This window comes from Desulfobulbaceae bacterium DB1 (assembly GCA_001914235.1).
Lineage (GTDB): Bacteria > Desulfobacterota > Desulfobulbia > Desulfobulbales > SURF-16 > DB1.
The window spans coordinates 30,254-49,696 of record MQUF01000004.1 but is presented as its reverse complement, the minus strand read 5'-3'; the positions used below and the strand labels follow the sequence as shown (position 1 = coordinate 49,696).

Here is a 19,443-nt window from a genome sequence, read left to right as displayed (position 1 = left end):
TTTTTTTGCCGTTTATATATTATCAACGGCAGGTCTTCTTGCCGCCGGGGTCACACCGCATCCGGATACGGAAACTCGGGATGATCGAGCAGTTTGCGCATGCGCTGTTTTTTCTTGGTGTGGGCGTCATGGAAATTGACCAGCTTTTCCACAAACTCCAACACCTGCTCTTCCGTGGCCCTGGCCAGAATGCGCCGCCCTTCCCTGGGGTACGGTCCGCCTTTGCCGCCGGCATACAGTTCAAATCCGGCCCTGCTGGCGACAATACCGATATCGGTTGTTTTCGGCGCGGAACAGCAAAGCGGGCAGGCGGCTACGGCAATCTTGAATTTCGGCTTGGTCTGCGCCTTGTCCGCAAAGCGGGCGAGAATTTTCGAGGAAAGCAGTTCCGTATCAATAATGCCCAGGTTGCAGTGGGTTTCACCGACGCACACCCTGGGCAGCGGGAATTTCCCCGGCCCCTTGAACTGGGCGCCCAGCGCCGCCAGCTCGGCCTTCACGGTATCCGCCACATCCTCCGGCACATTGATCAATCGCAGATTCTGGGTAAGCGAAAGATAAACGCCAAGCCCGTATCGCTCGGCAAGCTCATGGGCCTTGCCCATGACGGCGAGCGGCAAACGGCCGGCGGGCAGCAAGACGGTAATATTCATCTGTCATTCCTTTTTCATCGTGTTGTTTTTTGCAAAACGGCGGCCTGCGCCGACACCATGGTCCGCTTGTGCCCTTTCCAGTCATAAAATCTTTTCTATACTCGAATTTTTCCTCCCTTTCAAAAAGAAATTTCTGGCCCTTTCCGTCCGCACCGGTTAAATAAAAAAACTCAAACAGACATGACAGGAGAACACCATGGGACATCATTCAAGCAATCCTTACCGCGCAGGCAACAAAGCAGTGAGGGCAATTGACCGGAAAAGGGAACAGGAACGCAAAATAATGCTTTCATCGGCATACAAATTTGCCGACGAGCTTGCACAAAAACTGGTTCAGCGCCTGATGGATCAGCATATTATTGAAACCACCTCGGACAGCGCCATCAGGGAAGTATTCGCCAACCTGCTGAAAAACCTTCAGGACATGGAAGAGTTTGACCTGCAGTTTAAAATTGCCCCCTTGCGGCAACTTGCGGCCAATCCGAACTTCATCAGCCTCTACCTGACCCAGTACATCATCGAGGATCTGGTTAATCACTCAAAGATCGAGGATGTCTTTGGCGACGATGTTGATATCTACAAGGCGGTTGACTCGATTCTGAACAAGATTCGCCCTGAAGACATATAAAAAGCGCCTTTCTGCATGAATGCGCAGCATCCCACCCGTTTGCCTTCGCTGGTTTTTGCCAATGCAAACGGTGAAATACAGGATTTTCCGGAACTGGAAATGGCGGGGCGAAGCGGCTCCTGGTTTTTCAGACCGGAACTGGAAGACATCATTCCCCTGCCCGAAGGCAGTGAGCTGTTTGTCCTGCCGAACCGCTTGCCCATCGGTATTGAAAAAGAAAGCGGCGACCCGGTTCTGCTTGATGTCGACCCCTATGATTCCAGCAGCCCCATCCAGGCAGTGGCTGCCTTCATGGCCCCGGCCCATACCGCCATTTATTCCGCCGCCTTTGAAAAAGCAACCCCGGACGTCGATCACCTTCCCCTTTTCGCCTATACCGCCGTCGGCTGGCTTGACGACCGCTTCTGGGTCTGCGGTTTCCGCAGCGACGACGACATCCGCCAGGAAAGCGCCGGTTTCAACCCCTCTCAGATCAAGAAAAAAACAACCGGCAAGATGAAGGCCTTCCCGGCCAACCGCCTTATCCAACACCTGGGAAAATGCAGCCTTACCTACAGCTGTCCGGCGGCAAAAAATTATTTCCTCGGCCGCTATGAGGCGCCGCTGCCCACCTCGCCCGCCTGCAACGCCAACTGTGTCGGCTGCATCTCCCTGCAGCCCTCGGGATGTTGCCCGTCCACCCAGGAACGTATCCGCTTTGTGCCGAAACCGGCGGAAATCGCCGAGGTGGCGGTGGCGCATCTCAACACCGCGCCCAGGCCGGTGGTCAGCTTCGGCCAGGGTTGCGAAGGGGAACCACTGCTGCAGCACGCGACCATTGAAAAGGCCATCCAGCTGATCCGCAAACAAACGGACAAGGGAACAATCAATTTAAACAGCAACGCCAGCCTGCCGGAGGCGGTGGAACGCCTGGCGGCGGCGGGGCTTGATTCCATCCGGGTCAGCATGAACAGCGCCCGCAAGGGATGCCACACCCTTTATTACCGGCCCCAGGGCTTTTCCTTTAAAAACGTGCTCGAATCGATCCTGGTGATGAAAAAAGCGGGGCGCTTCGTGTCCCTCAACTATTTCATCCTGCCGGGATTTACCGATGATCCGGATGAATACGCCGCCCTGTGCGACATCGTTGACCTCTACCGACCCGACCTCATCCAATTGCGCAACCTCAACATGGACCCGGACTGGTACTTTGACACCGTGCAGCATCCGGCCAGGGGAAAGCCGATGGGCATGCGGGCCTGGCTGCAGCAGCTGAAAACCCGTTTCCCCGAACTGCGCTTCGGCTATTTCAATCCGCCGCTGCGATAAAAAAAACCGGGACCATCTTCGCATGGCCCCGGTTTTTTTGTGTGACGCGGATCTGAAAAAAACCGATCCTTATCTGCCGTTTCGCATCATCCCGCCGTCGTTCAGGGTATTGAGGAAGGCGACAATGTCATCGATTTGCGCCTCGGTCAACCCCATGCTTCCCGTGGCGTCGCTCAGATTGGCCGCCACGTCGGGGGTAAAGCCGCTCCGGTCATTGATAAAGGAAACCATGTCCCGCAGGGTGGCAAAAGAACCGTTATGGGTGTATGGCGCGGTCAGGGCAATGTTGCGCAGGGTCGGCACCTTGAATTTGCCGTCCTCCCCTTCCTTGACAAAGCCGAGTCCGAGATCGTCATCAGTATCATCGGCAGGGTCGGAAATCATCGGATTTTCCGGCACGCCGATATTGACATAGCCGTAGTTGGTGAAAAGCGCGGCCGGCTCGGAGCCGACGACAACATCCGGATGACATGACGCGCAGTTGGCTTTAAAAAGAGCGGCGCCGTTTTGTTCCTGGGCGTTCAGCGTGCCGTTGTCGAACTTTGAATCAAACGGGCTGACCTCGGAAGAGCGCTCATAGGCGGCCACCATGCGGGCGATCATTTCATAGGCGTAATCGACCTTGAAATCGAGAAAGCCGTCCGGGGTGTCGTCGTCGCCGTAAATGGCAAAGAATTCAGGGCCGAAATATTCGACATACAGGTGGGCATATTGAGACGCGGCAACCCGTTCCACCACGGCACCGGCGGACGGCATATTCATTTCCACCGGGTTCAGTGGCGGACCCTGGGCCTGCTCGGCCAGCGGATCGCCAAGCACTTCACCGGTTTTTCTGCCGTCCCAGAACATACCGCCGAACCACTCGCCGTCCTCATTCTGCTGGAGAATCGGACTGTATCCGCAATAGGCGGCCGTGGGGGCGTTGCGGCCGCCTTTGGAAACACCGTCGTCGCCAAGGGAGACAATGGTGTTATAGGGGTCGCGGCTGTTGGTCGGATCGGCAAAGCCGGAGGAGCGGTGATGACAGGTGGCGCATGACTGGGTGCTGTTCAAGGACAGGTCCTTATCCATGTAAACGTGTCTGCCCATCTGCTCTTCAAGGGTAAGAGCAAAGGCGCTGCCGGCAACCAGAACCAGTGACATTACCGCTGATGACAATAACACTTTTTTCATTTTGATCTCCTTTTCAAATTTTAATAAATATTTAATAGTTGCCCAACTATTAAAGTTCGTAACTATTATTATATTTTAATCTGGAAAAGACAATGCGGCATAATGTCGCATGACCCGGAATGACAAAAAAAACGAAGCGAAGTTCTTTTGTCTTGGAGCTGAAGGGATCTTCTGAGTATTATTGACGGCATTATCATAAGTCGTCACCCGTGAAGACAGGCCGGAGAAAGCGTATGTACGTAATTCAGATTTTTCAGGACCGGCACCTGTCTTACTTAACACGATATCCAGGTAAAAAGGTTCCATGACCTGAAAAAAAGAAGACCGCCGAATGAAAAAAAACAGCGGAGAAAACCCGGTTGACCGGCGTCCCGTTCGGCCGGAAAAAAGTCTGTACCTGGCTCGCGCCCTTTACGGCGCACGCCCGCGCTACTTTTTCCGGCAGACCTGCCGGGATGAAGAAAGCGGTCTGCTTTCTTCTCGGCAAATATTTGACCTGGGCGACAACCCGAGCCGATTCATCGTCCCTCTCGGCGGCCACGGCTACTGCGTTGACGACAGGGTGATTGACGCGATCCGCCCTTTTGTTGCCGGCGATGCCGGGGAAATGGCGGAAGAGCTGCTGTGGCCTTTTGTCGGAAAGGATGTGCGCGACAAACTGGAGCCTTTCAGGAGTCGTGGCCGACAAACGAAAATTTCCCCGCTTTCCGTCGAGGAACGTGCCGCCATTGCCGGGGAAATCCACGAATTCGACCGCAGACGGCTCCACTACCTCTGGTACGGCTCCATCGACCAAAGCGGCCTGCACCGCATGCCGGACAAGCTGTGCCGCCGCTTGCTGGGCAAATCCCGCGACGAAAAGGAACAGTTTTTCATCAGCCGGGAACAGGTCTTCCATGCCGACGAGGTCAAACAGTATTTGTATGCCGTTTTCAATCTGCAGCGGCATTTCAGCGAGTCCTTTGCCCGCATCATGCCCCAGGGCTTAAACGAAGAAAAACTCGATGCCTGTTTTGTCGACGCCCTCTGTTGCCTGAACCGCGACCCCGAATTATGGAAGGGAATGGCGGTGCCGGACGGGCTGCAGCCCTATCTCATCCGCTACCTGATCCTCTTTTTTGATTATGATTTCGGGGCAAGCCAGGCGCTCAATGATTACATCCGCCGGTTTATCAACAGCCACCGCACCTTCGGCGCCCCCCCGAAAAGCCCCACGGTCTCCATGGACGCGGCCGGCGCGATCTTCGGGGAAACAAAGGAAAAACTGGCTGGACTCAGCAAAAAAGAGCTGACAAAACTTTACCGCCGCAAGGCCAAGGAACTCCATCCGGACATCGGCGGCGAGCACGATGAGTTTGTCAGACTGACCGAGGCCTTCGAGGAGCTGCTGCGCCGGCGTTGAAGGCTTGCAAAAAAGCTGAAATCGGGTAATAGCTGTCTGGATCGACAAAAATTCAATTTCTTTCTGTTCATAAGCAAGCAGCACGAGGAAACATCATGGAGAAAAAACAAATCCGCCTGGCCGACTCTTTCAAGCACTATACCCTGGATCAGGACAAGGTCTGCGACCCCACCGAAACGGTCCGGCGCTTCAAGGACAAGCTCAGGGAAGTCAAGCTTGACGTGTTGCAGGAGGTGCGCCGCATCGATAACGGCCGGCTGGACATCCCGGTTTACTTCAGCATCTGCGGCAAGGACGCCCTGGCCACCATCGGCAACAAGAAACAGATGGGCAAGGGCAGCACTCCGGAACAGTCCCAGGCCAGCGCCTGCATGGAACTGGCTGAACGGTTCAGCTTCTTCAGCTTCATGAAAAACCCGGACAACTTCATCCTCGACACCTACGCCAATCTGAAAAAATCAGGCCTGCCCCTGCTGCCCCTGGAAAAGCTGCTGCAGTCGGTGCACGACACCACAACCGGCCTCGACACCCTGGAACAGCTGATCAAAGACATTCCCATCCAGTGGACCTGGGCCACCAATCTGGGCAAGGAGGAAGAGGTCCTGGTGCCGTTCAGCTGGTTTTACGCCATCAACGAATTCAACGGCCCCTGCGCCGGCAACACGGTGGAAGAGGCCATCAGTCAGGGCATCTGCGAGATTGTCGAACGCCATGTCTCCGCCGTGGTCAGCCATGAAAAAATCCTCACCCCGGCAATTGACGTATCAACAAGCACGGACCCGGTGGTGCGCGACCTGATGGCGAAATTCACCAGAAACGGCATCGAGGTCTATCTCAATGACTTCACCCTGGACACCGGCATTCCCACCGTGGCCGCCCTGGCCATCGACCGCGCAACCTTCCCGGCCACCAGCGAAATCGTTTACACCGCCGGCACCACCCCGGGCCCGGACAAGGCCATCATCCGCGCCCTGACCGAGGTTGCCCAACTGGCGGGCGACTTCAATTCCCAGGCAAATTACGTGGCAAGCGGCCTGCCGAAACCCCTGTCCATGGACGAGGTCCGCTATCTGACCCATACGGACAAAACAATTTCCGTGCCGGAAATGGTTGACATCAGCGACAGCAATATCCGGGTGGAGGTGGAAAACTACCTCAAGGCCCTGGCCCGCATCAACATGGAGGTCTACATGATCGATGTCACCCATCCGGCCCTGCAGGTGCCCGCCCTTTACACCATCGTGCCCGGCGCCCATTTCCGCGAACGGTCCCGCATCAGCAATGTCGGGCTTTTTGCCGCCAAGCTGGTTGCGGAAAAGATCACCGATCCCCTGCTCCGCCGGGAGCGACTGCTTGCCATGCAGCGGATCCTGCCCCAGGCCTATTACCTGGAATTCTACCTGGGCAAGAATCTCATCGAAACCGGCCGACTTGAAGAGGCGCTCCTCCATCTGCAAAAGGCGCTCTCCATGACCCCGGAGCAGGAGGACATTCCCTATATTCACTCCTTTATCGGCGACTGCCAGAAAAACCTCGGCCTGTTCGACGAGGCCATCATCACCATCCGCCAGGGGCTGGCCCACGACGAGGAACGACCGGACATGCACAATATCATGGGGGTCTGCTACTATAAACTTTCCCAGTTCGACAAGGCCATCACCCACTTTCACCGGGCAGTGGAACTGGCCCCCAACTCGGCCATCGACTACGCCAATCTCGGGGTCAATTACCGGAAGATCGGCAAGATTACGGAGGCGGCAAAATATTTTGAGCTGGCCCTGTCCATGGACCCGACCATTGACTTCGCCAGGGAACAGCTCGCCGCCTGCCGGGGGTAATTCTTTCAGGACTCGCCAAGAAAAACACCGCGCTTTTCGGCAATTTCGAGGCGGCTCCTGCTGCCGTTTCCGCCCAGGCATCCTCTTTCGCCGGAAACCTCGCCTTCCGGTTTTCTTGACATTTCGCTTGTATTTTAGCGGAGGCCAAAGTACCATTTTTATTATGAAATAAAGCCAAACCTGTCGAGAGACAGGGACGGAAAGCCACGGGGCCATGGACTGCATCGCAGACAAGCTCTTTCCATAGTTAGCCGGGTTGCCTTATACAAAGAAAGGGGCGGCTCGGCTTTTTTATCGCCCTGTCTCCGCTCCCTGCTGAAACAAGGAGGAACGCTATGAAACGTTTTAACACGGGAACCATCCTGCTGGTCATCATGGCCTGGTTCGGCGGGGCTGCCTGGTCCGAGATCAGCGGCGCGGCAGCCGAGAGCAAACCCGAAGAACCCTATTATGTGGGAATGGAAAAATGCATCGAATGCCATCCCGAACATGTCAGAACCTATTCCGACTGGAAATATTCGCGTAACTTCCGCATTCTTGAGATGCGGGGCAAGGAACACGATGCGCAATGCCTGCCCTGCCACACCACCGGCTACAATGAACCGGGCGGCTTCGTCAGCGTCGAAAAGACGCCGCACATGAAAAATGTCCAGTGCGAGGCATGCCACGGCCCGGCAAGCCTGCACGTCAATGCGCCCACGGTGGAGGCCCATCTGAGCACCCTGAGCATCCCGGTAAACGTCTGCACCAAATGTCACCGCCAGCATAAGCATATGGGATATTGAATCAATGCGGCAAATCGGCCTGTTTCTCGATAAAATCCGTGCCGTTACCGGCACAACGAGCCTTGCCGTCCGGGTGATTCTCGGGGTCAGCGCCATCCTCGTCGTCATCATCGGCCTGTCAACCTGGTTTGACATGCACAAACGAACCAAATTTCACCTGCAGCGTTACGAGGAACAGGCCTTCGAAATCAGCGACACCGTCATGAAAAGCATCGAGTATCCCATGCTTGACGGCGAGATGGAGGATGTCAACGCCATCCTGCAACGGGTCCACACCTTGAAGGATGTGCTTATCGTCAATCTCTGCGACACCCACCAGGTCATCAGATACAGCGGCGCTCCGGCCAACATAGGAAAAACCGACAATTCCGAAGTCACCGGCAGGGCATTGCGGACCGGACTTCTCGCCAAGGAGCTGTATGCGGAAGGCGAGTCGAAAATGCTTCTCCATGCCATGCCCATTGCCAATGAAAAAAACTGCTATAAATGTCACGGCGAAGAAAAGAAAATACTAGGGGCGCTGACCGTGGGCATCAACTGGGTGCCGGTCGAGCAACGGATGGCACTGCTCATGGATTGGCAAATTATGCTGACCGTGATTTCCATTGCCCTGGTCGGTTTTTTCCTCACCCTGTTTCTTTCCCGTTACATCACCGGTCCCCTTTCGCTCCTAACCAGGCTGGCCGACGAAATCAGCCGGGGAAATCCCGGTTTCGATTTCGGCAGAAAGGTCAAATGCTGGGAAATAGAGCACTGCGAGAAAGAGTGCTGCCCGGCCCACGGCAACAACGACATCATGTGCTGGTATGTTGACAAAACCCTGTGCAAGGCCCAGCCATCCGGCAAATTCCCGAACAAGCTCGATGAATGCAGAAAATGCCGGGTGTATCGGGCCCATGTGGGGGACGAGATGGTTCAACTGGCGGACTCGTTCAAACATATGCTGTACAGATTGAACGGCTCCCAGGAGGATTTGCGGCAGTCGGAGAAAAAATACCGGCGACTGTTCAATGCCGACCCCAACCCCATCTTCATCCTTGACCGGCAGACACTGGCAATTCTTGATGCCAATGCCCGGGCCGAAGGCCACTACGGCTATTTTCGCGAGGAACTTCTGCGGATGTCGTTTTCCGACCTCGGCTATCCGGATGACGCCCTGGAAATCGCGGCAGGTTTCCGGGAGAAAACCGATCAGTCCTCCATCCTGTTCTCCAAAAAACAACACCGCCGAAAAGACGGCTCCATATTCTACGCCAACATCCACGTCTGCGAGGCGCAATACCTGGAACGTGACGCCCTGATCGCCACAACCACAGATATCACCAAAAGCGTCCAAAAGGAAGCGCAACTGGTACAGGCCAGCAAACTGGCGACCCTGGGGGAAATGGCGGCCGGCATCGCCCATGAGCTGAATCAACCCCTGAATGTCATCAAGATCGGCAGCGATTTCCTGAGCGAGATGGCCGGCAGCGGCAAGTCCATGGCGGAAAAAGACCTGAAAGAGGTCACCGGCGAAATTAGCGGCCAGGTGGACCGGGCGGCGGCAATCATCAGCCACATGCGCGATTTTGCTCGAATCGCCGATATCGAGGCGCAGGAGATGGACCTCAACAAACCGATCCAAGATGTCTTCAAAATGCTGGGCCAGCAACTGCGGCTGCGGGAAATCAAATGGGAGCTGCATCTCCAGGAAAATCTGCCGCCCATCATGGGGGAAAACAACAGACTGGAGCAGGTTCTGATCAACCTGGTAACCAATGCCCGGGACGCGATGGAGAAAAACCCGGCCGGAGCGGAACGGCTTCTGACGATTCACTCATTTACCGACAATAATGACGTGGTGGTGCGCGTGTCCGACACCGGCCACGGCATTGCCGCGAATATACTCGACCGGATTTTCGAGCCCTTTTTCACCACCAAGGAAGTGGGCAAGGGCACGGGACTGGGTCTTTCCATCAGCCACGCCATTGTCGAGGATTATAACGGCACGCTGACGGTTGCAAGCACGGAGGGCGCGGGAACCACATTCGAGTTGCGGTTCCCGGCGTCACGCAATCAAAGCGCAGACGAAATGCGAGGAATACATGACGAAACTACTGCTCATTGACGACGAGGAACCCATCAGAAAGGTGTTGGGGCTCTACCTGCGCAGCAGGGAATACGAAGTTTTCACCGCGGCGGACGGCATCGAGGGGCTTGAGGTCTTTCAGCGGGAAAAGCCCGCCATTGTGCTGAGCGACATCAAAATGCCGGGAATGGACGGCATCGAGGTGCTGAAAAAGATAAAAAAGCTTTCCCCGGAAACCCAGGTCATCATGATCACCGGCCACGGGGACATGGACATTGCCATTCAAGCGCTGCAGCTTGAGGCCTCCGACTTCATCACCAAACCGGTGGACAACAAGGCGCTGCTCGTCTCCCTGCGCCGGGCGGAGGAACGGCTGGAAACCCAGGACATCCTCAAGGCGACCCACGAATACATGAAACGGGCGGAAAAGCTGATCGCCATCAGCGACATTTCCGCCAAGATCGCCCATGAGATCCGCACCCCGCTGACGCTGATCGGCGGTTTTGCCGACCGTTTACGCAAAAAGGCCTCCTTGCGCGCGCCGGAAGAAAAATACGCCGGGGTGATCGTCGACGAGGTTGCCCGCCTGGAAAACTTCATCAACGACATCCTTCTCTTTTCCGGCGAGATCGTCCTCGACAAAAAAGAGCTTCATATCAACAAGCTGATCGCCGATGTCGTGCTGCTTTTCGAAAAGGAAATGGAAGAACAGGGAATCACGGTGCACACCTTTTTCGACGAAAAGGTGCCGGTGATCATGCAGGACAAAAAAAGCCTGGAAGAGGTCTTCATCAATCTCATCGTCAATGCCTGCCATGCCATGAAGGGGGGAGGCGATCTGACCCTGCGCACCGACTTTCTGCCGGCTGAAAACGGCAACCTGATCAGGATAGTTATCAGCGACACCGGCGAAGGCATTCCCGACACGATCATCAACAAGGTGTTTGATCCCTTTTTCACCACCAAAACGGTGGGCAGCGGCCTGGGGCTCACCGTGGTGAAAGAAATCCTGCGCAGACATAACGGCACGATTCACATCGACAGCGAGGTCAAAAAGGGCACCAGCGTCACCATCGAGATCGGGGTGTAAGAATGGATAAAGCAGGAGCAGACCTGAGTGAAGCCGGTCCCTTTTTTCTTCTCGAAGCTTGGAAGCGCCGGGCTCGCAAGACAGGGTGAGCCAGGACTACATTCCACATAAAGTGAAAGAGTAGACGCGACCCTTTTTCACTCGCAAAGTCACTTTTTCAGACCGCGCAGATATTCGACCAGCTGATGCATCTTAGTGGAGGGGTTGTCGCTTCCCGACTCATCTGCATGTTTCTCCAAGCGACCGGCGTGTATCATGGCATCCGGCAGCCTTTCCTTGAGGGAAGAGAAAAGGCCGCCCGTGCCCTTGTCGTAGCCGGAAATGTGTTTCTTTAGAGTTTTTATGACCGAGGCACAGATGGAACCAGACGGGCCGGTGGAACCGAACGCTTTAGTGGTATAGCAGAAATGCAAAAGGATCCAGACCTCAAAACAAGGTACCGACGTGATAGCCTGAATGGAATCCCCCTTGCCCATTTTCGCCGTCCGGATTCGTTCCAGTGCCTCATTGTAGGTGGGGTGCCGGTCTTTATCGAAGACGCAGAAAACCCGGTTGTACTTTCTTTCTTTCCGATACTCTTTCAGGGCATAATCCACCACACTGCGGGGCGATGAGCCGCACTCGTCACCGGCAATTCTGATATTGGCGGTGCTCAGCTTGAAGGCATCACAAAGTTCCTGCAAATATTTCGGTTCGGTCTTTCCGCCTTCACAGACGATCAACACCAGATCATAGGCCTCGCGCTTTTGTGCCTCCCGGCGCAGGGCCTCGGCCTTCTTGGCCTTTCTCCGATGGAAGAGTTGGTCCGCTGGTGCCATCAGAGGTTTGCCTCGCTGGTATAAGGCAAGGCTCCGTACCTGCCGCTCAAATATCCCTTCTGCAGGGCTTCACCCGCCCTGGGCTTGAAGTCGGTGAGCGGATAGATCTGGCTGGCGTTGGACTTATCTTTTTCGATAAACCAGACCTGATCGCGACGTACTAAATCCTGATCCAGAAGAGAGGTGTCGTGGGTAGTGAAAATCAGCTGCCCGTTTGCCGGATTGGTTTTACCGTTATGAAACATGGAAAGCAGATATCGCATGATCTTTGGATGGAGGCTGGTGTCCAGCTCATCGGCGATGATGATTCGGCCCTGGGAGAGCATGTTGAGCCAGGGGCCGGCATAGGCGAAGAGTTTGCGGGTACCGTCCGACTCTTCTTCGAGCGAAAGGGTTACTGTGGAATCTCCGCCATCGACTGGATGAAGAAAGCCCACCCGCGTCATCTTTTTGCCATCCATACTGCGACGGATATCCTCCTTCATCACTTCGGGCATATCTGATGGCAGATCTTCGGTAGAGAAATCTTTGGTTTCCATCTGGATATCGGAGATGCTGAGATCCGCTTCATTCATGAAAGCAAGGATGTGCTTTTTCTTTTCTTCATCCTGGCAGGCATTAATGCTGTATGAAGGAGCGAGTAACGTGCCGTGACCGATGACGAAAAGCCTCTGAAACCAGATAAAGACCGGTTTAAGCTGCTCACTGTTCCACTGAATTGCGGTGGAAAGAAACAGAGCGTTGCTTCTGGTCATCTCCTGCCACTGCTTTTTACGGCCGATGAAACGGCTGCCGAAATACCATTGGTAGTCGTTGCTCTCCGACTGGAAAGTCCTTTCAAACCAGCGCTGGGCTCGACCTTCCGGATAGGCGATCAGCCATTCGTTGGTTACCCTTTCTTTGGTGACCGCAAAGCCGTACTGATAGCGGACGCCTTCCTGGATGAACTGCACCTCGAACTCACTGGGCTGGGTTGGCCCAAGTTGATTGAACAGGAAGGGAAAAACCGCGATCCCTTCACCTTCCTGAAGTTCCTTGGCCGAGGAGACGACAAACTTCTTCACAAACGCAATAGCGCGGATAAAGTTGCTTTTACCTCCAGCGTTGGGGCCGTAAACAACTGCCGAACGGAGGAGTCGGGGTAGACCGGCAACCGGACTTTCAAAGGTATTGTTCTCCAGCAGGTCTTTCTGAGGAGTCGCGGCCAAGGATAGTTTCCGAGGCTCCCAAAAGGAACGGAAATTAGCGACACTGAACTCGATAAGCATGACAGCAGTCCTTGAAAATGAAGGGTGAAAGACATTATCCGGCTAGTCTCCGGGCGTCATTACATTTACACTCATACCCTCAATATACAACTTTTCAAGTATAAAATGCAGAAAAAATGAAAAAAATGCTTCTAAATTGATAGCCGCATCTATTTTTCTACTAACCGATGGGATAGCCCCAACCCGACATCCTCGCTCTGTCCGAAATAAAGACCCAGGTTTTATTCTGCGCCGCAGCCGAGGTCCGCCACGCTTACTCTGTCCAACCTCCAAACCAATAGCTCTTCTGAAAAAAGAACCTATTCTTTTGTCTGTCCCGACCACGCGCAACACGTAATTCCACAGGTCTGAATATCACCACAACCTGAAGGGCACTCCGCAGGACCTCTCCTGGCCGGCGGCATCGGCCCATTGACTGCATTTATACGTTCCCTTCCGAATACTTCAATGTTTTTTTCCAAACAAGCCAATTGCGCCGGAAAAGCAAACCGGTTCCCGGTGAACTCCCCGGCACATCCTTGAACAGGGACGCGAGAGGGGGCGAATATATTTTCCTTGCCCGCAACCCCTTGCCTGTCACGGTTCATACATTTTCCGCATCGCTTCGCTGTAAGGGCCGGATGGGCATTCATAAATGAAAAAAGGCGGCAGGATGGTCATTTCCTCGCCGCCGTTTTTCATGACCTCAACCAGCACGAGCTTCCCTTCCCCGCCCGGATAGCTGTGCACGATCTGCAGTCTTTTCGGTTCAAGCCGGGCGTTTTTCAGGGTCGTGAGCAGGACGGCGGTGCGCGCCGCCGGATAAACCAGGGCGGCACGGCCGCGATTTTTCAGGGCATGGGCGATGGCAGCCACCACCTCGGCAAGACTCGCGTTGATTTCATGGCGGGCGCAGGCCTGCTCATCGGACGAATTGACACGGCCGGAGGCACGCTTGCCGTAGGGAGGGTTCGCCGCCACCCAGTCAAAGGTTTCGGCGGCAAAAAGGGATTTCATCCGGCGCAGATCGCCTTCTTGCAGAAAAAGGCGATCCCGCAGACCGTTCAGCGTGATGTTTTGGCGGACAAGTTCGGCAAGTCCCGGCTGCAATTCAAGGGCGGTGATCCGCACTCCGGGATGGAGGTAACAGAGCAGGAGCGACACCACGCCGCAACCGGCGCCGAGATCAAGGATTGCCGCCTCGGGCCCGGGGCTGATGAAATGGGCCAGCAGCACCGCATCAACGGAAAAACGGTAGCCGTCGGCGTGCTGCCGGCAGTGGAGGCGGCCGTTAAAAAGGGTGTCCTCCGTCATCCCCTCTCCCATGATGCTACGCGACCGTTTCCTCCGCCACGATTTTATTGATCAGCAGGCCGGTGAGGATTTTCGGATAAAAATAGGTCGATTTATGAGGCATGATAAGATTTTCATCGGCAATCTTTTTCACCTGGGCCACCGGCGTGTGGTTCATGAGAAAAAGAATCGGACTGCTCGCATCCGCCGTGGCGGCCTGCTTGACCGCCGTGTCAAGCGCGGTATCGGGATCGCTGTAATAGGAGATGAGATTTTCACTGTCGCATCGTTCATGGTCAAGGCCGAGCAGCCGTTCGACAATAAGCTCCGAAAGAACCACCACGTCAAGCTCCTGCAGGGCGGCGGGCATTGCCCCGCCCACCACCTTTTCCATGACCCCGGGCTTTAAGGTCAGCAGAAAACAGCGGTCGGCCGCCGGCTCATACATGCCGAAAACCGTCCGGCCGTGCGGCCTCTCATCCATGCGGTCAAGCACCTGCTCCATCAGGCTTTCACGAATACCGCCCCTGATCTCGAAGATCTCGAAATAGTCGGCCATTTTCGCCACCAGCTCATCCGCCGTGATCCGGCCCGGATAGGAAACCAGGCGATGGGTGGGCAGCACCGACAGGCCCGGATCTTCCATGGGGCAAAGATACATCATGATATGATTGTAAGGGCTGTCCGCCGCCACCTTGCCCTGTCTTTTCACCATCAGTTCCCGCAACTGCAGGGCGGTGGTATAGCGATGATGGCCGTCGGCAATGTAGAGCGGCCGGTCAACAAAGGCCCTTTTCACCAGCTCCAGCGCCCCAGGCTCGGTCACCGCCCACAGGGAATGAATGCAGCCGTCTTGATCCTCCACCTGATACAGGGGCTTTTCCGGGCAGGCTTCTTCCAGAATATTCATGACGGCGCCGGCGGGATCGGAATACAGGGAAAAAATCTGGCTGAACTGGGCCTGGCAGGTATCGATGAGGCGCAGCCGGTCATCGGTGACGCTGCGGAATGTTTTCTCATGGGGCTTGACGATGCCCTCGTCAAACTCGGCCAAGCCGACCAGCGCCACCAGGCCCCTGCGGGTGAAGGTGCGTCCGTTGCTCAAGTTGTAAGTGGTGTGATACAGATAAATCGTCGGCTCGGCATCCCTGACCAGCACCCCTTCTTCCTGCCAGCGCTGGAAGAGGTTCCGCGCCGCCTCGTATCTTTCCGCACTCGGCGCATCGCCCGCATTTTTCGTCAGATCGAGTTGAATCATATTATAGGAGTTCTTGGACAACAGGGCGACTCCGGCCTTTTCATCGATAACATCATAGGGCGGGGTCACCACATCTTCCATGCGGTTTATTTTTTCAGGATTGAAGCGAAGGCCTTTCAGTGGCGCTATTTTTGCCATGGAACAATTTCTCCTCAAGCAGGATCTATATTTTACCTTTACGTGAAACAGGTTTTGAGTTTACATTGCATTATCATATTTTTATTGAGGAGTAAACTCGTTAAATGGCATCCTGAATAGAGTCCGTCATAATTCAAAGCACGACCACCCAAGGAGACAACCGCATGTTTGATGTTTTTATAAAAACCCATTTTTCCGCGGGCCACCACCTGCGCAATTATCCCGGCAACTGCGAAAAACCGCACGGCCATAACTGGCACGTGCAGGTGACCGTGCGGGCGGAAAAACTCGATGAACTGGGCATGGGCATTGATTTCCGCACCGTCAAGGAAGCGGTGAAAACCATAATGGACGACCTCGATCACCGGGACCTCAATGAGCATGCCGCCTTCCTGGACAAGAATCCCTCCTCGGAAAACATCGCCGCCTACATTTTCGCCAAACTGAAAAACGATCTTTCCTCGAACCGTTACCATCTCCATTCGGTCATGGTCGGAGAAACGGACAGCACCGGCGTCATTTACCGCGAAAGCAACGCGGACTGAAATGTCCGGCGCCTCCGCGTTCCAGGTCTCCGAACTCTTTTACTCCATTCAGGGGGAGTCGACTTATGCCGGCTACCCTTGTGCCTTTATCCGTCTGGCGGGCTGCAACCTGCGCTGCAGCTATTGCGATGCCCGTTACACCTACGAGGAAGAAGCCCGGCCGACAACCCGGGCCGAACTGCTTGACTTCACCCGGCTCCATCCCGCCGCGCTGGTGCAGATCACCGGCGGAGAGCCCTTGCTGCAGGAAGGAGTCTATCCCCTGATGGCCGAACTTGTCCGGCAACAACGACTTGTGCTGCTGGAAACCAACGGCAGCGTCGCCATGAGCCGGGTACCGGCCGGGGTGGTGAAAGTCATGGACCTGAAATGCCCCGGCAGCGGCATGGCCGAGGCAATGAATCACGACAACTTCTCCCTGCTGACACCGGCGGACGAGGTGAAATGCGTCCTCGGCTCGCGCAGCGATTATGACTGGGCAGTAGCGACAATCCGCCGTTATTTTCCCGGCGTCAACGACCCCGGAGCACTCAAGCTGCGGCCCAAGATCCTGTTTTCTCCGATAACGGACAAACTTTCCGCGGCAGAGCTCGCCCAATGGCTGCTTGACGACGGTTTGCTCATCCGGCTGCAGACCCAATTGCACAAATCATTGTGGCCCTTGGCAACGAGAGGCTGCTGATTTTTGCATTTTTGCCCGAAAATGCCGCAATTTGCGGCAACGACAGCACTTTTTTGGTTGACCTGACGGCTTTCGCCTGATATTAAATGATAGTTCTTTTACTTTTTCCAACCGACTTCTTCAATAAAATGAGCCTATGCCTTTAGACCGCTTTTGCCGCAGATCCTTTCTCAAAATGTCACTTCTCACGACATTTGCTCTTTGTACGGGCGACAATGCGTTGGCCCGGCAAATCGCCGGGGAAAGAAAACTGCCCGGCCGACTGCGTCTGCTTAACAGCCACACCGGGGAACGGCTCAATGTCACCTTTCGCGACAGATACGGCAATTACGATCAAAGCGCCCTTGAAGAACTGAACTGGCTGCTTCGCTGCCATTACAACAACGAAGTTCACCCCATCGACATTCGCACCATTGAATTCCTCAACAGTCTGCATAAAAATATCAAAGGGGAACACGAAATCCAGGTTATTTCCGCCTACCGTTCGCCGGAATATAATGCCCTGCTGCGCAAAAAGAGCAGGGGCGTTGCCAAACACAGCCTCCATCTGGAAGGAAAGGCCCTTGATATCCGTATTTCCGGGGTCCGCCTGGCAAGTCTGCGCAAAACAGCACTCAATCTGCGCATGGGAGGCGTCGGCTACTACCCGAGAAGCGGTTTTCTCCACATCGATTCCGGTGCATTCCGCACCTGGTAAACAGCTTTTTCACTTTTCTCCCCAAAGGGATTTCCTTCGCCATCACCATGCGTCAACGCCCATTTGTCATCCTGTCGTATTGCCTTTTCATGCTCATCATCCTCGCAATCCCGGCCCAAGCAAATATTTCGTCGCTTAACGAACAGGTCCAAGAGAAAATAAGCCGGCAACTCGCGCCGGCTGGTCCGGAAGGCGGGATCAACATATGCAGGGAATGTGTTTATGATCGGGCAGCGGTGCGGGACTTTTATCTTTCCCGCCAGTACACGCCGGCCTGGAGCATGGATGGTCAGCCGGGGCAAGCAGCCGCTGATCTGGTCCGGACCATCAGGGAATCGGCGGCAGAGGGGCTGATCCCGGACCATTACCATCTGCGCGGCATCGAAACAATGCTGGACGGCCTTGACGCCGACCCCTCCGCCGAGCAGCTCGCGGCCCTTGATCTTCTGTTGACCGATGCCTTTCTCGTGCTGGGATCGCACTTTGCCAACGGCCGCATCAATCCGGCCACCATCGACCCGGAGTGGCAGATCCGGCGGCACAACGGCAATGTCCTGCAGAGCCTGCGACTGGCGCTGGCAAACAACACTATCGAGGAAGAACTGCGGGCCATGCTGCCCAGCAATCAAATCTACGCCGGACTGCGCCAGGCCCTGACCCGTTACCGGGAATTGGCGGCAAAAGGCGACTGGCCCAGGGTGCCCGATGGTCCCAAACTCCAGGTGGGCGACACCAGCGAGCGGATCATTGCCCTGCGCCGGCGCCTTGCGGCGGAAAATGAAAACGTCCCGACCGCGGAGCAGGAAAACTATTTTGACGAAAAGCTTGCCGCGGTTGTCCGCCGTTTCCAATCCCGGCACGGGCTTGACCCCGATGCGGTGGTGGGACGCAACACCCTGGCCGCACTCAACGTACCGGTGTCTGAACGCGCGCACCAAATCGAACTGAACCTTGAGCGCTGGCGCTGGCTGCCGAAGGATCTGGGCAACCGCCACATCATCGTCAACATCGCGGCCTTCGAACTGATCCTGGTGGAAAACAACGTGCCGGTGCTGCCCATGCGGGTCGTGGTTGGTAAACCATACCGGCGCACCCCTGTTTTCAGCGGCACCCTCTCCAGTCTTGTCCTGAATCCGACCTGGGAAGTACCGGTGTCGATTGCCTCCAAGGACCTGCTGCCGAAAATCAAAAAAGACAGCCATTTCCTCGCAGCCAACGGCTACCGCCTGTTTCGCGGCTGGAACTCCGGATCAAGCGAGGTTGACCCGGCGACGGTGAACTGGCATGCGGTGCGTGACAACACCTTCCCCTTCCGGCTGCGTCAGGATCCCGGCCCGCTCAACGCCCTGGGCCGGGTCAAGTTTCTCTTTCCCAACCCCCACGACGTTTACCTGCATGACACCCCTTCCCGTTCCCTGTTCAGAAAGGACATGCGGACTTTCAGCTCGGGATGCATCAGGCTGGAAAAACCGCTGGAACTTGCGATGCAGCTTCTGCGCGGCACCCCTCTTGCCGAGCGGGAATCACTTGACGCGGCCCTGGCCACCGGCAAAACCCAAACGATCCGTCTGACCGAAAAGGTGCAGGTCCATCTGCTTTACTGGACAGCCTGGGTTACCGACGACGGCATCGTCCATTTCCGCCACGACATCTACGACCGTGATCTTCTCCTGTGGAAGGCCATGCAGCAACCGCCGCCACGGCTCATCAAACAGGTGGCGGAGTTATAGGAATAATCTGCTCATGAATGTGCGCCGTCAACAGCGCAGGGGCTCTCGACAACCTCCTCGCCCTCTTGTTGGAAAGCGTCAATGACGGAT

General features: G+C 55.5%; 17 protein-coding genes and 1 riboswitch. Of the genes, 11 read left to right on the top strand and 6 right to left on the bottom strand.

Annotation, left to right across the window (positions count from 1 at the left end; all coding sequences use genetic code 11):
- Positions 1-50: 50 nt before the first annotated feature.
- Positions 51-653, bottom strand: coding sequence for a nitrite reductase (locus BM485_05265; protein OKY76051.1), 603 nt, complete (start codon positions 651-653; stop codon positions 51-53).
- Between the two features lie 196 nt (positions 654-849).
- Here BM485_05265 and BM485_05260 point away from each other — a divergent pair, with 196 nt between their 5' ends.
- On the top strand, positions 850-1,281 hold the full coding sequence (locus tag BM485_05260; protein ID OKY76050.1) for a hypothetical protein: 432 nt from the start codon (positions 850-852) through the stop codon (positions 1,279-1,281).
- 15 nt (positions 1,282-1,296) lie between these two features.
- Positions 1,297-2,589, top strand: a complete 1,293-nt coding sequence (locus BM485_05255) for a radical SAM protein (protein OKY76049.1) — start codon at positions 1,297-1,299, stop codon at positions 2,587-2,589.
- Positions 2,590-2,658: 69 nt separating this feature from the next.
- Here BM485_05255 and BM485_05250 read toward each other — a convergent pair whose 3' ends face one another.
- Positions 2,659-3,762 (bottom strand): hypothetical protein, encoded by a 1,104-nt coding sequence (locus BM485_05250; protein ID OKY76048.1) that lies wholly within the window; start codon positions 3,760-3,762, stop codon positions 2,659-2,661.
- Positions 3,763-4,093: 331 nt separating this feature from the next.
- Between BM485_05250 and BM485_05245 the strand changes: the two genes are divergently transcribed.
- The 5 genes from BM485_05245 (at position 4,094) to BM485_05225 (ending at position 10,945) form a co-directional block, all read left to right on the top strand.
- Positions 4,094-5,164: a hypothetical protein gene (locus BM485_05245; GenBank protein ID OKY76047.1), complete on the top strand. Its 1,071-nt coding sequence runs from the start codon at positions 4,094-4,096 to the stop codon at positions 5,162-5,164.
- A 95-nt stretch (positions 5,165-5,259) separates the two neighbouring features.
- Positions 5,260-7,002, top strand: coding sequence for a hypothetical protein (locus BM485_05240; protein OKY76046.1), 1,743 nt, complete (start codon positions 5,260-5,262; stop codon positions 7,000-7,002).
- Positions 7,003-7,165: 163 nt separating this feature from the next.
- A riboswitch (cyclic di-GMP riboswitch) is annotated at positions 7,166-7,266 on the top strand.
- A gap of 71 nt (positions 7,267-7,337) precedes the next feature.
- Positions 7,338-7,787, top strand: a complete 450-nt coding sequence (locus tag BM485_05235; GenBank protein ID OKY76045.1) for a hypothetical protein — start codon at positions 7,338-7,340, stop codon at positions 7,785-7,787.
- A 4-nt stretch (positions 7,788-7,791) separates the two neighbouring features.
- The gene (locus BM485_05230; protein ID OKY76044.1) at positions 7,792-9,894 is read left to right on the top strand and encodes a hypothetical protein; all 2,103 of its coding nucleotides are present in this window, start codon (positions 7,792-7,794) and stop codon (positions 9,892-9,894) included.
- Positions 9,872-10,945, top strand: a complete 1,074-nt coding sequence (locus tag BM485_05225) for a hypothetical protein (protein OKY76043.1) — start codon at positions 9,872-9,874, stop codon at positions 10,943-10,945. Before BM485_05230 ends, BM485_05225 begins: the two co-directional genes overlap by 23 nt.
- Positions 10,946-11,094: 149 nt before the next feature.
- Here the strand turns inward: BM485_05225 and BM485_05220 are convergent, their stop codons facing one another.
- The 4 genes from BM485_05220 to BM485_05205 form a co-directional block, all read right to left on the bottom strand.
- On the bottom strand, positions 11,095-11,763 hold the full coding sequence (locus BM485_05220) for a hypothetical protein (protein OKY76042.1): 669 nt from the start codon (positions 11,761-11,763) through the stop codon (positions 11,095-11,097).
- A complete protein-coding gene (locus BM485_05215; protein ID OKY76041.1) occupies positions 11,763-13,031 on the bottom strand; it encodes an RloA protein in 1,269 nt (422 codons plus the stop codon). Before BM485_05215 ends, BM485_05220 begins: the two co-directional genes overlap by 1 nt.
- A 576-nt stretch (positions 13,032-13,607) precedes the next feature.
- On the bottom strand, positions 13,608-14,324 hold the full coding sequence (locus tag BM485_05210) for a hypothetical protein (protein OKY76040.1): 717 nt from the start codon (positions 14,322-14,324) through the stop codon (positions 13,608-13,610).
- A 16-nt stretch (positions 14,325-14,340) separates the two neighbouring features.
- Positions 14,341-15,699 carry a hypothetical protein gene (locus BM485_05205; protein ID OKY76039.1) on the bottom strand — a complete coding sequence of 453 codons (1,359 nt, stop codon included), beginning with the start codon at positions 15,697-15,699 and terminating at the stop codon, positions 14,341-14,343.
- 164 nt (positions 15,700-15,863) lie between these two features.
- On the opposite strand from BM485_05205, the gene BM485_05200 reads away from it, so the two are divergent.
- The 4 genes from BM485_05200 (at position 15,864) to BM485_05185 (ending at position 19,353) form a co-directional block, all read left to right on the top strand.
- Positions 15,864-16,244, top strand: a complete 381-nt coding sequence (locus tag BM485_05200; protein OKY76038.1) for a 6-carboxytetrahydropterin synthase QueD — start codon at positions 15,864-15,866, stop codon at positions 16,242-16,244.
- Between the two features lies 1 nt (position 16,245).
- On the top strand, positions 16,246-16,926 hold the full coding sequence (locus BM485_05195) for a radical SAM protein (protein OKY76037.1): 681 nt from the start codon (positions 16,246-16,248) through the stop codon (positions 16,924-16,926).
- A gap of 136 nt (positions 16,927-17,062) precedes the next feature.
- On the top strand, positions 17,063-17,623 hold the full coding sequence (locus BM485_05190; GenBank protein ID OKY76036.1) for a hypothetical protein: 561 nt from the start codon (positions 17,063-17,065) through the stop codon (positions 17,621-17,623).
- A 47-nt stretch (positions 17,624-17,670) separates the two neighbouring features.
- Positions 17,671-19,353 carry a hypothetical protein gene (locus tag BM485_05185; protein ID OKY76035.1) on the top strand — a complete coding sequence of 561 codons (1,683 nt, stop codon included), beginning with the start codon at positions 17,671-17,673 and terminating at the stop codon, positions 19,351-19,353.
- Positions 19,354-19,443 lie beyond the last annotated feature (90 nt).

Bases quoted from the DNA above. Each gene is read 5' to 3' on its own strand.
- BM485_05265 (OKY76051.1), bottom strand. From the start codon at position 653: ATGAATATTACCGTCTTGCTGCCCGCCGGCCGTTTGCCGCTCGCCGTC.
- BM485_05260 (OKY76050.1), top strand. From the start codon at position 850: ATGGGACATCATTCAAGCAATCCTTACCGCGCAGGCAACAAAGCAGTG.
- BM485_05255 (OKY76049.1), top strand. From the start codon at position 1,297: ATGAATGCGCAGCATCCCACCCGTTTGCCTTCGCTGGTTTTTGCCAAT.
- BM485_05250 (OKY76048.1), bottom strand. From the start codon at position 3,762: ATGAAAAAAGTGTTATTGTCATCAGCGGTAATGTCACTGGTTCTGGTT.
- BM485_05245 (OKY76047.1), top strand. From the start codon at position 4,094: ATGAAAAAAAACAGCGGAGAAAACCCGGTTGACCGGCGTCCCGTTCGG.
- BM485_05240 (OKY76046.1), top strand. From the start codon at position 5,260: ATGGAGAAAAAACAAATCCGCCTGGCCGACTCTTTCAAGCACTATACC.
- BM485_05235 (OKY76045.1), top strand. From the start codon at position 7,338: ATGAAACGTTTTAACACGGGAACCATCCTGCTGGTCATCATGGCCTGG.
- BM485_05230 (OKY76044.1), top strand. From the start codon at position 7,792: ATGCGGCAAATCGGCCTGTTTCTCGATAAAATCCGTGCCGTTACCGGC.
- BM485_05225 (OKY76043.1), top strand. From the start codon at position 9,872: ATGACGAAACTACTGCTCATTGACGACGAGGAACCCATCAGAAAGGTG.
- BM485_05220 (OKY76042.1), bottom strand. From the start codon at position 11,763: ATGGCACCAGCGGACCAACTCTTCCATCGGAGAAAGGCCAAGAAGGCC.
- BM485_05215 (OKY76041.1), bottom strand. From the start codon at position 13,031: ATGCTTATCGAGTTCAGTGTCGCTAATTTCCGTTCCTTTTGGGAGCCT.
- BM485_05210 (OKY76040.1), bottom strand. From the start codon at position 14,324: ATGACGGAGGACACCCTTTTTAACGGCCGCCTCCACTGCCGGCAGCAC.
- BM485_05205 (OKY76039.1), bottom strand. From the start codon at position 15,699: ATGGCAAAAATAGCGCCACTGAAAGGCCTTCGCTTCAATCCTGAAAAA.
- BM485_05200 (OKY76038.1), top strand. From the start codon at position 15,864: ATGTTTGATGTTTTTATAAAAACCCATTTTTCCGCGGGCCACCACCTG.
- BM485_05195 (OKY76037.1), top strand. From the start codon at position 16,246: ATGTCCGGCGCCTCCGCGTTCCAGGTCTCCGAACTCTTTTACTCCATT.
- BM485_05190 (OKY76036.1), top strand. From the start codon at position 17,063: ATGCCTTTAGACCGCTTTTGCCGCAGATCCTTTCTCAAAATGTCACTT.
- BM485_05185 (OKY76035.1), top strand. From the start codon at position 17,671: ATGCGTCAACGCCCATTTGTCATCCTGTCGTATTGCCTTTTCATGCTC.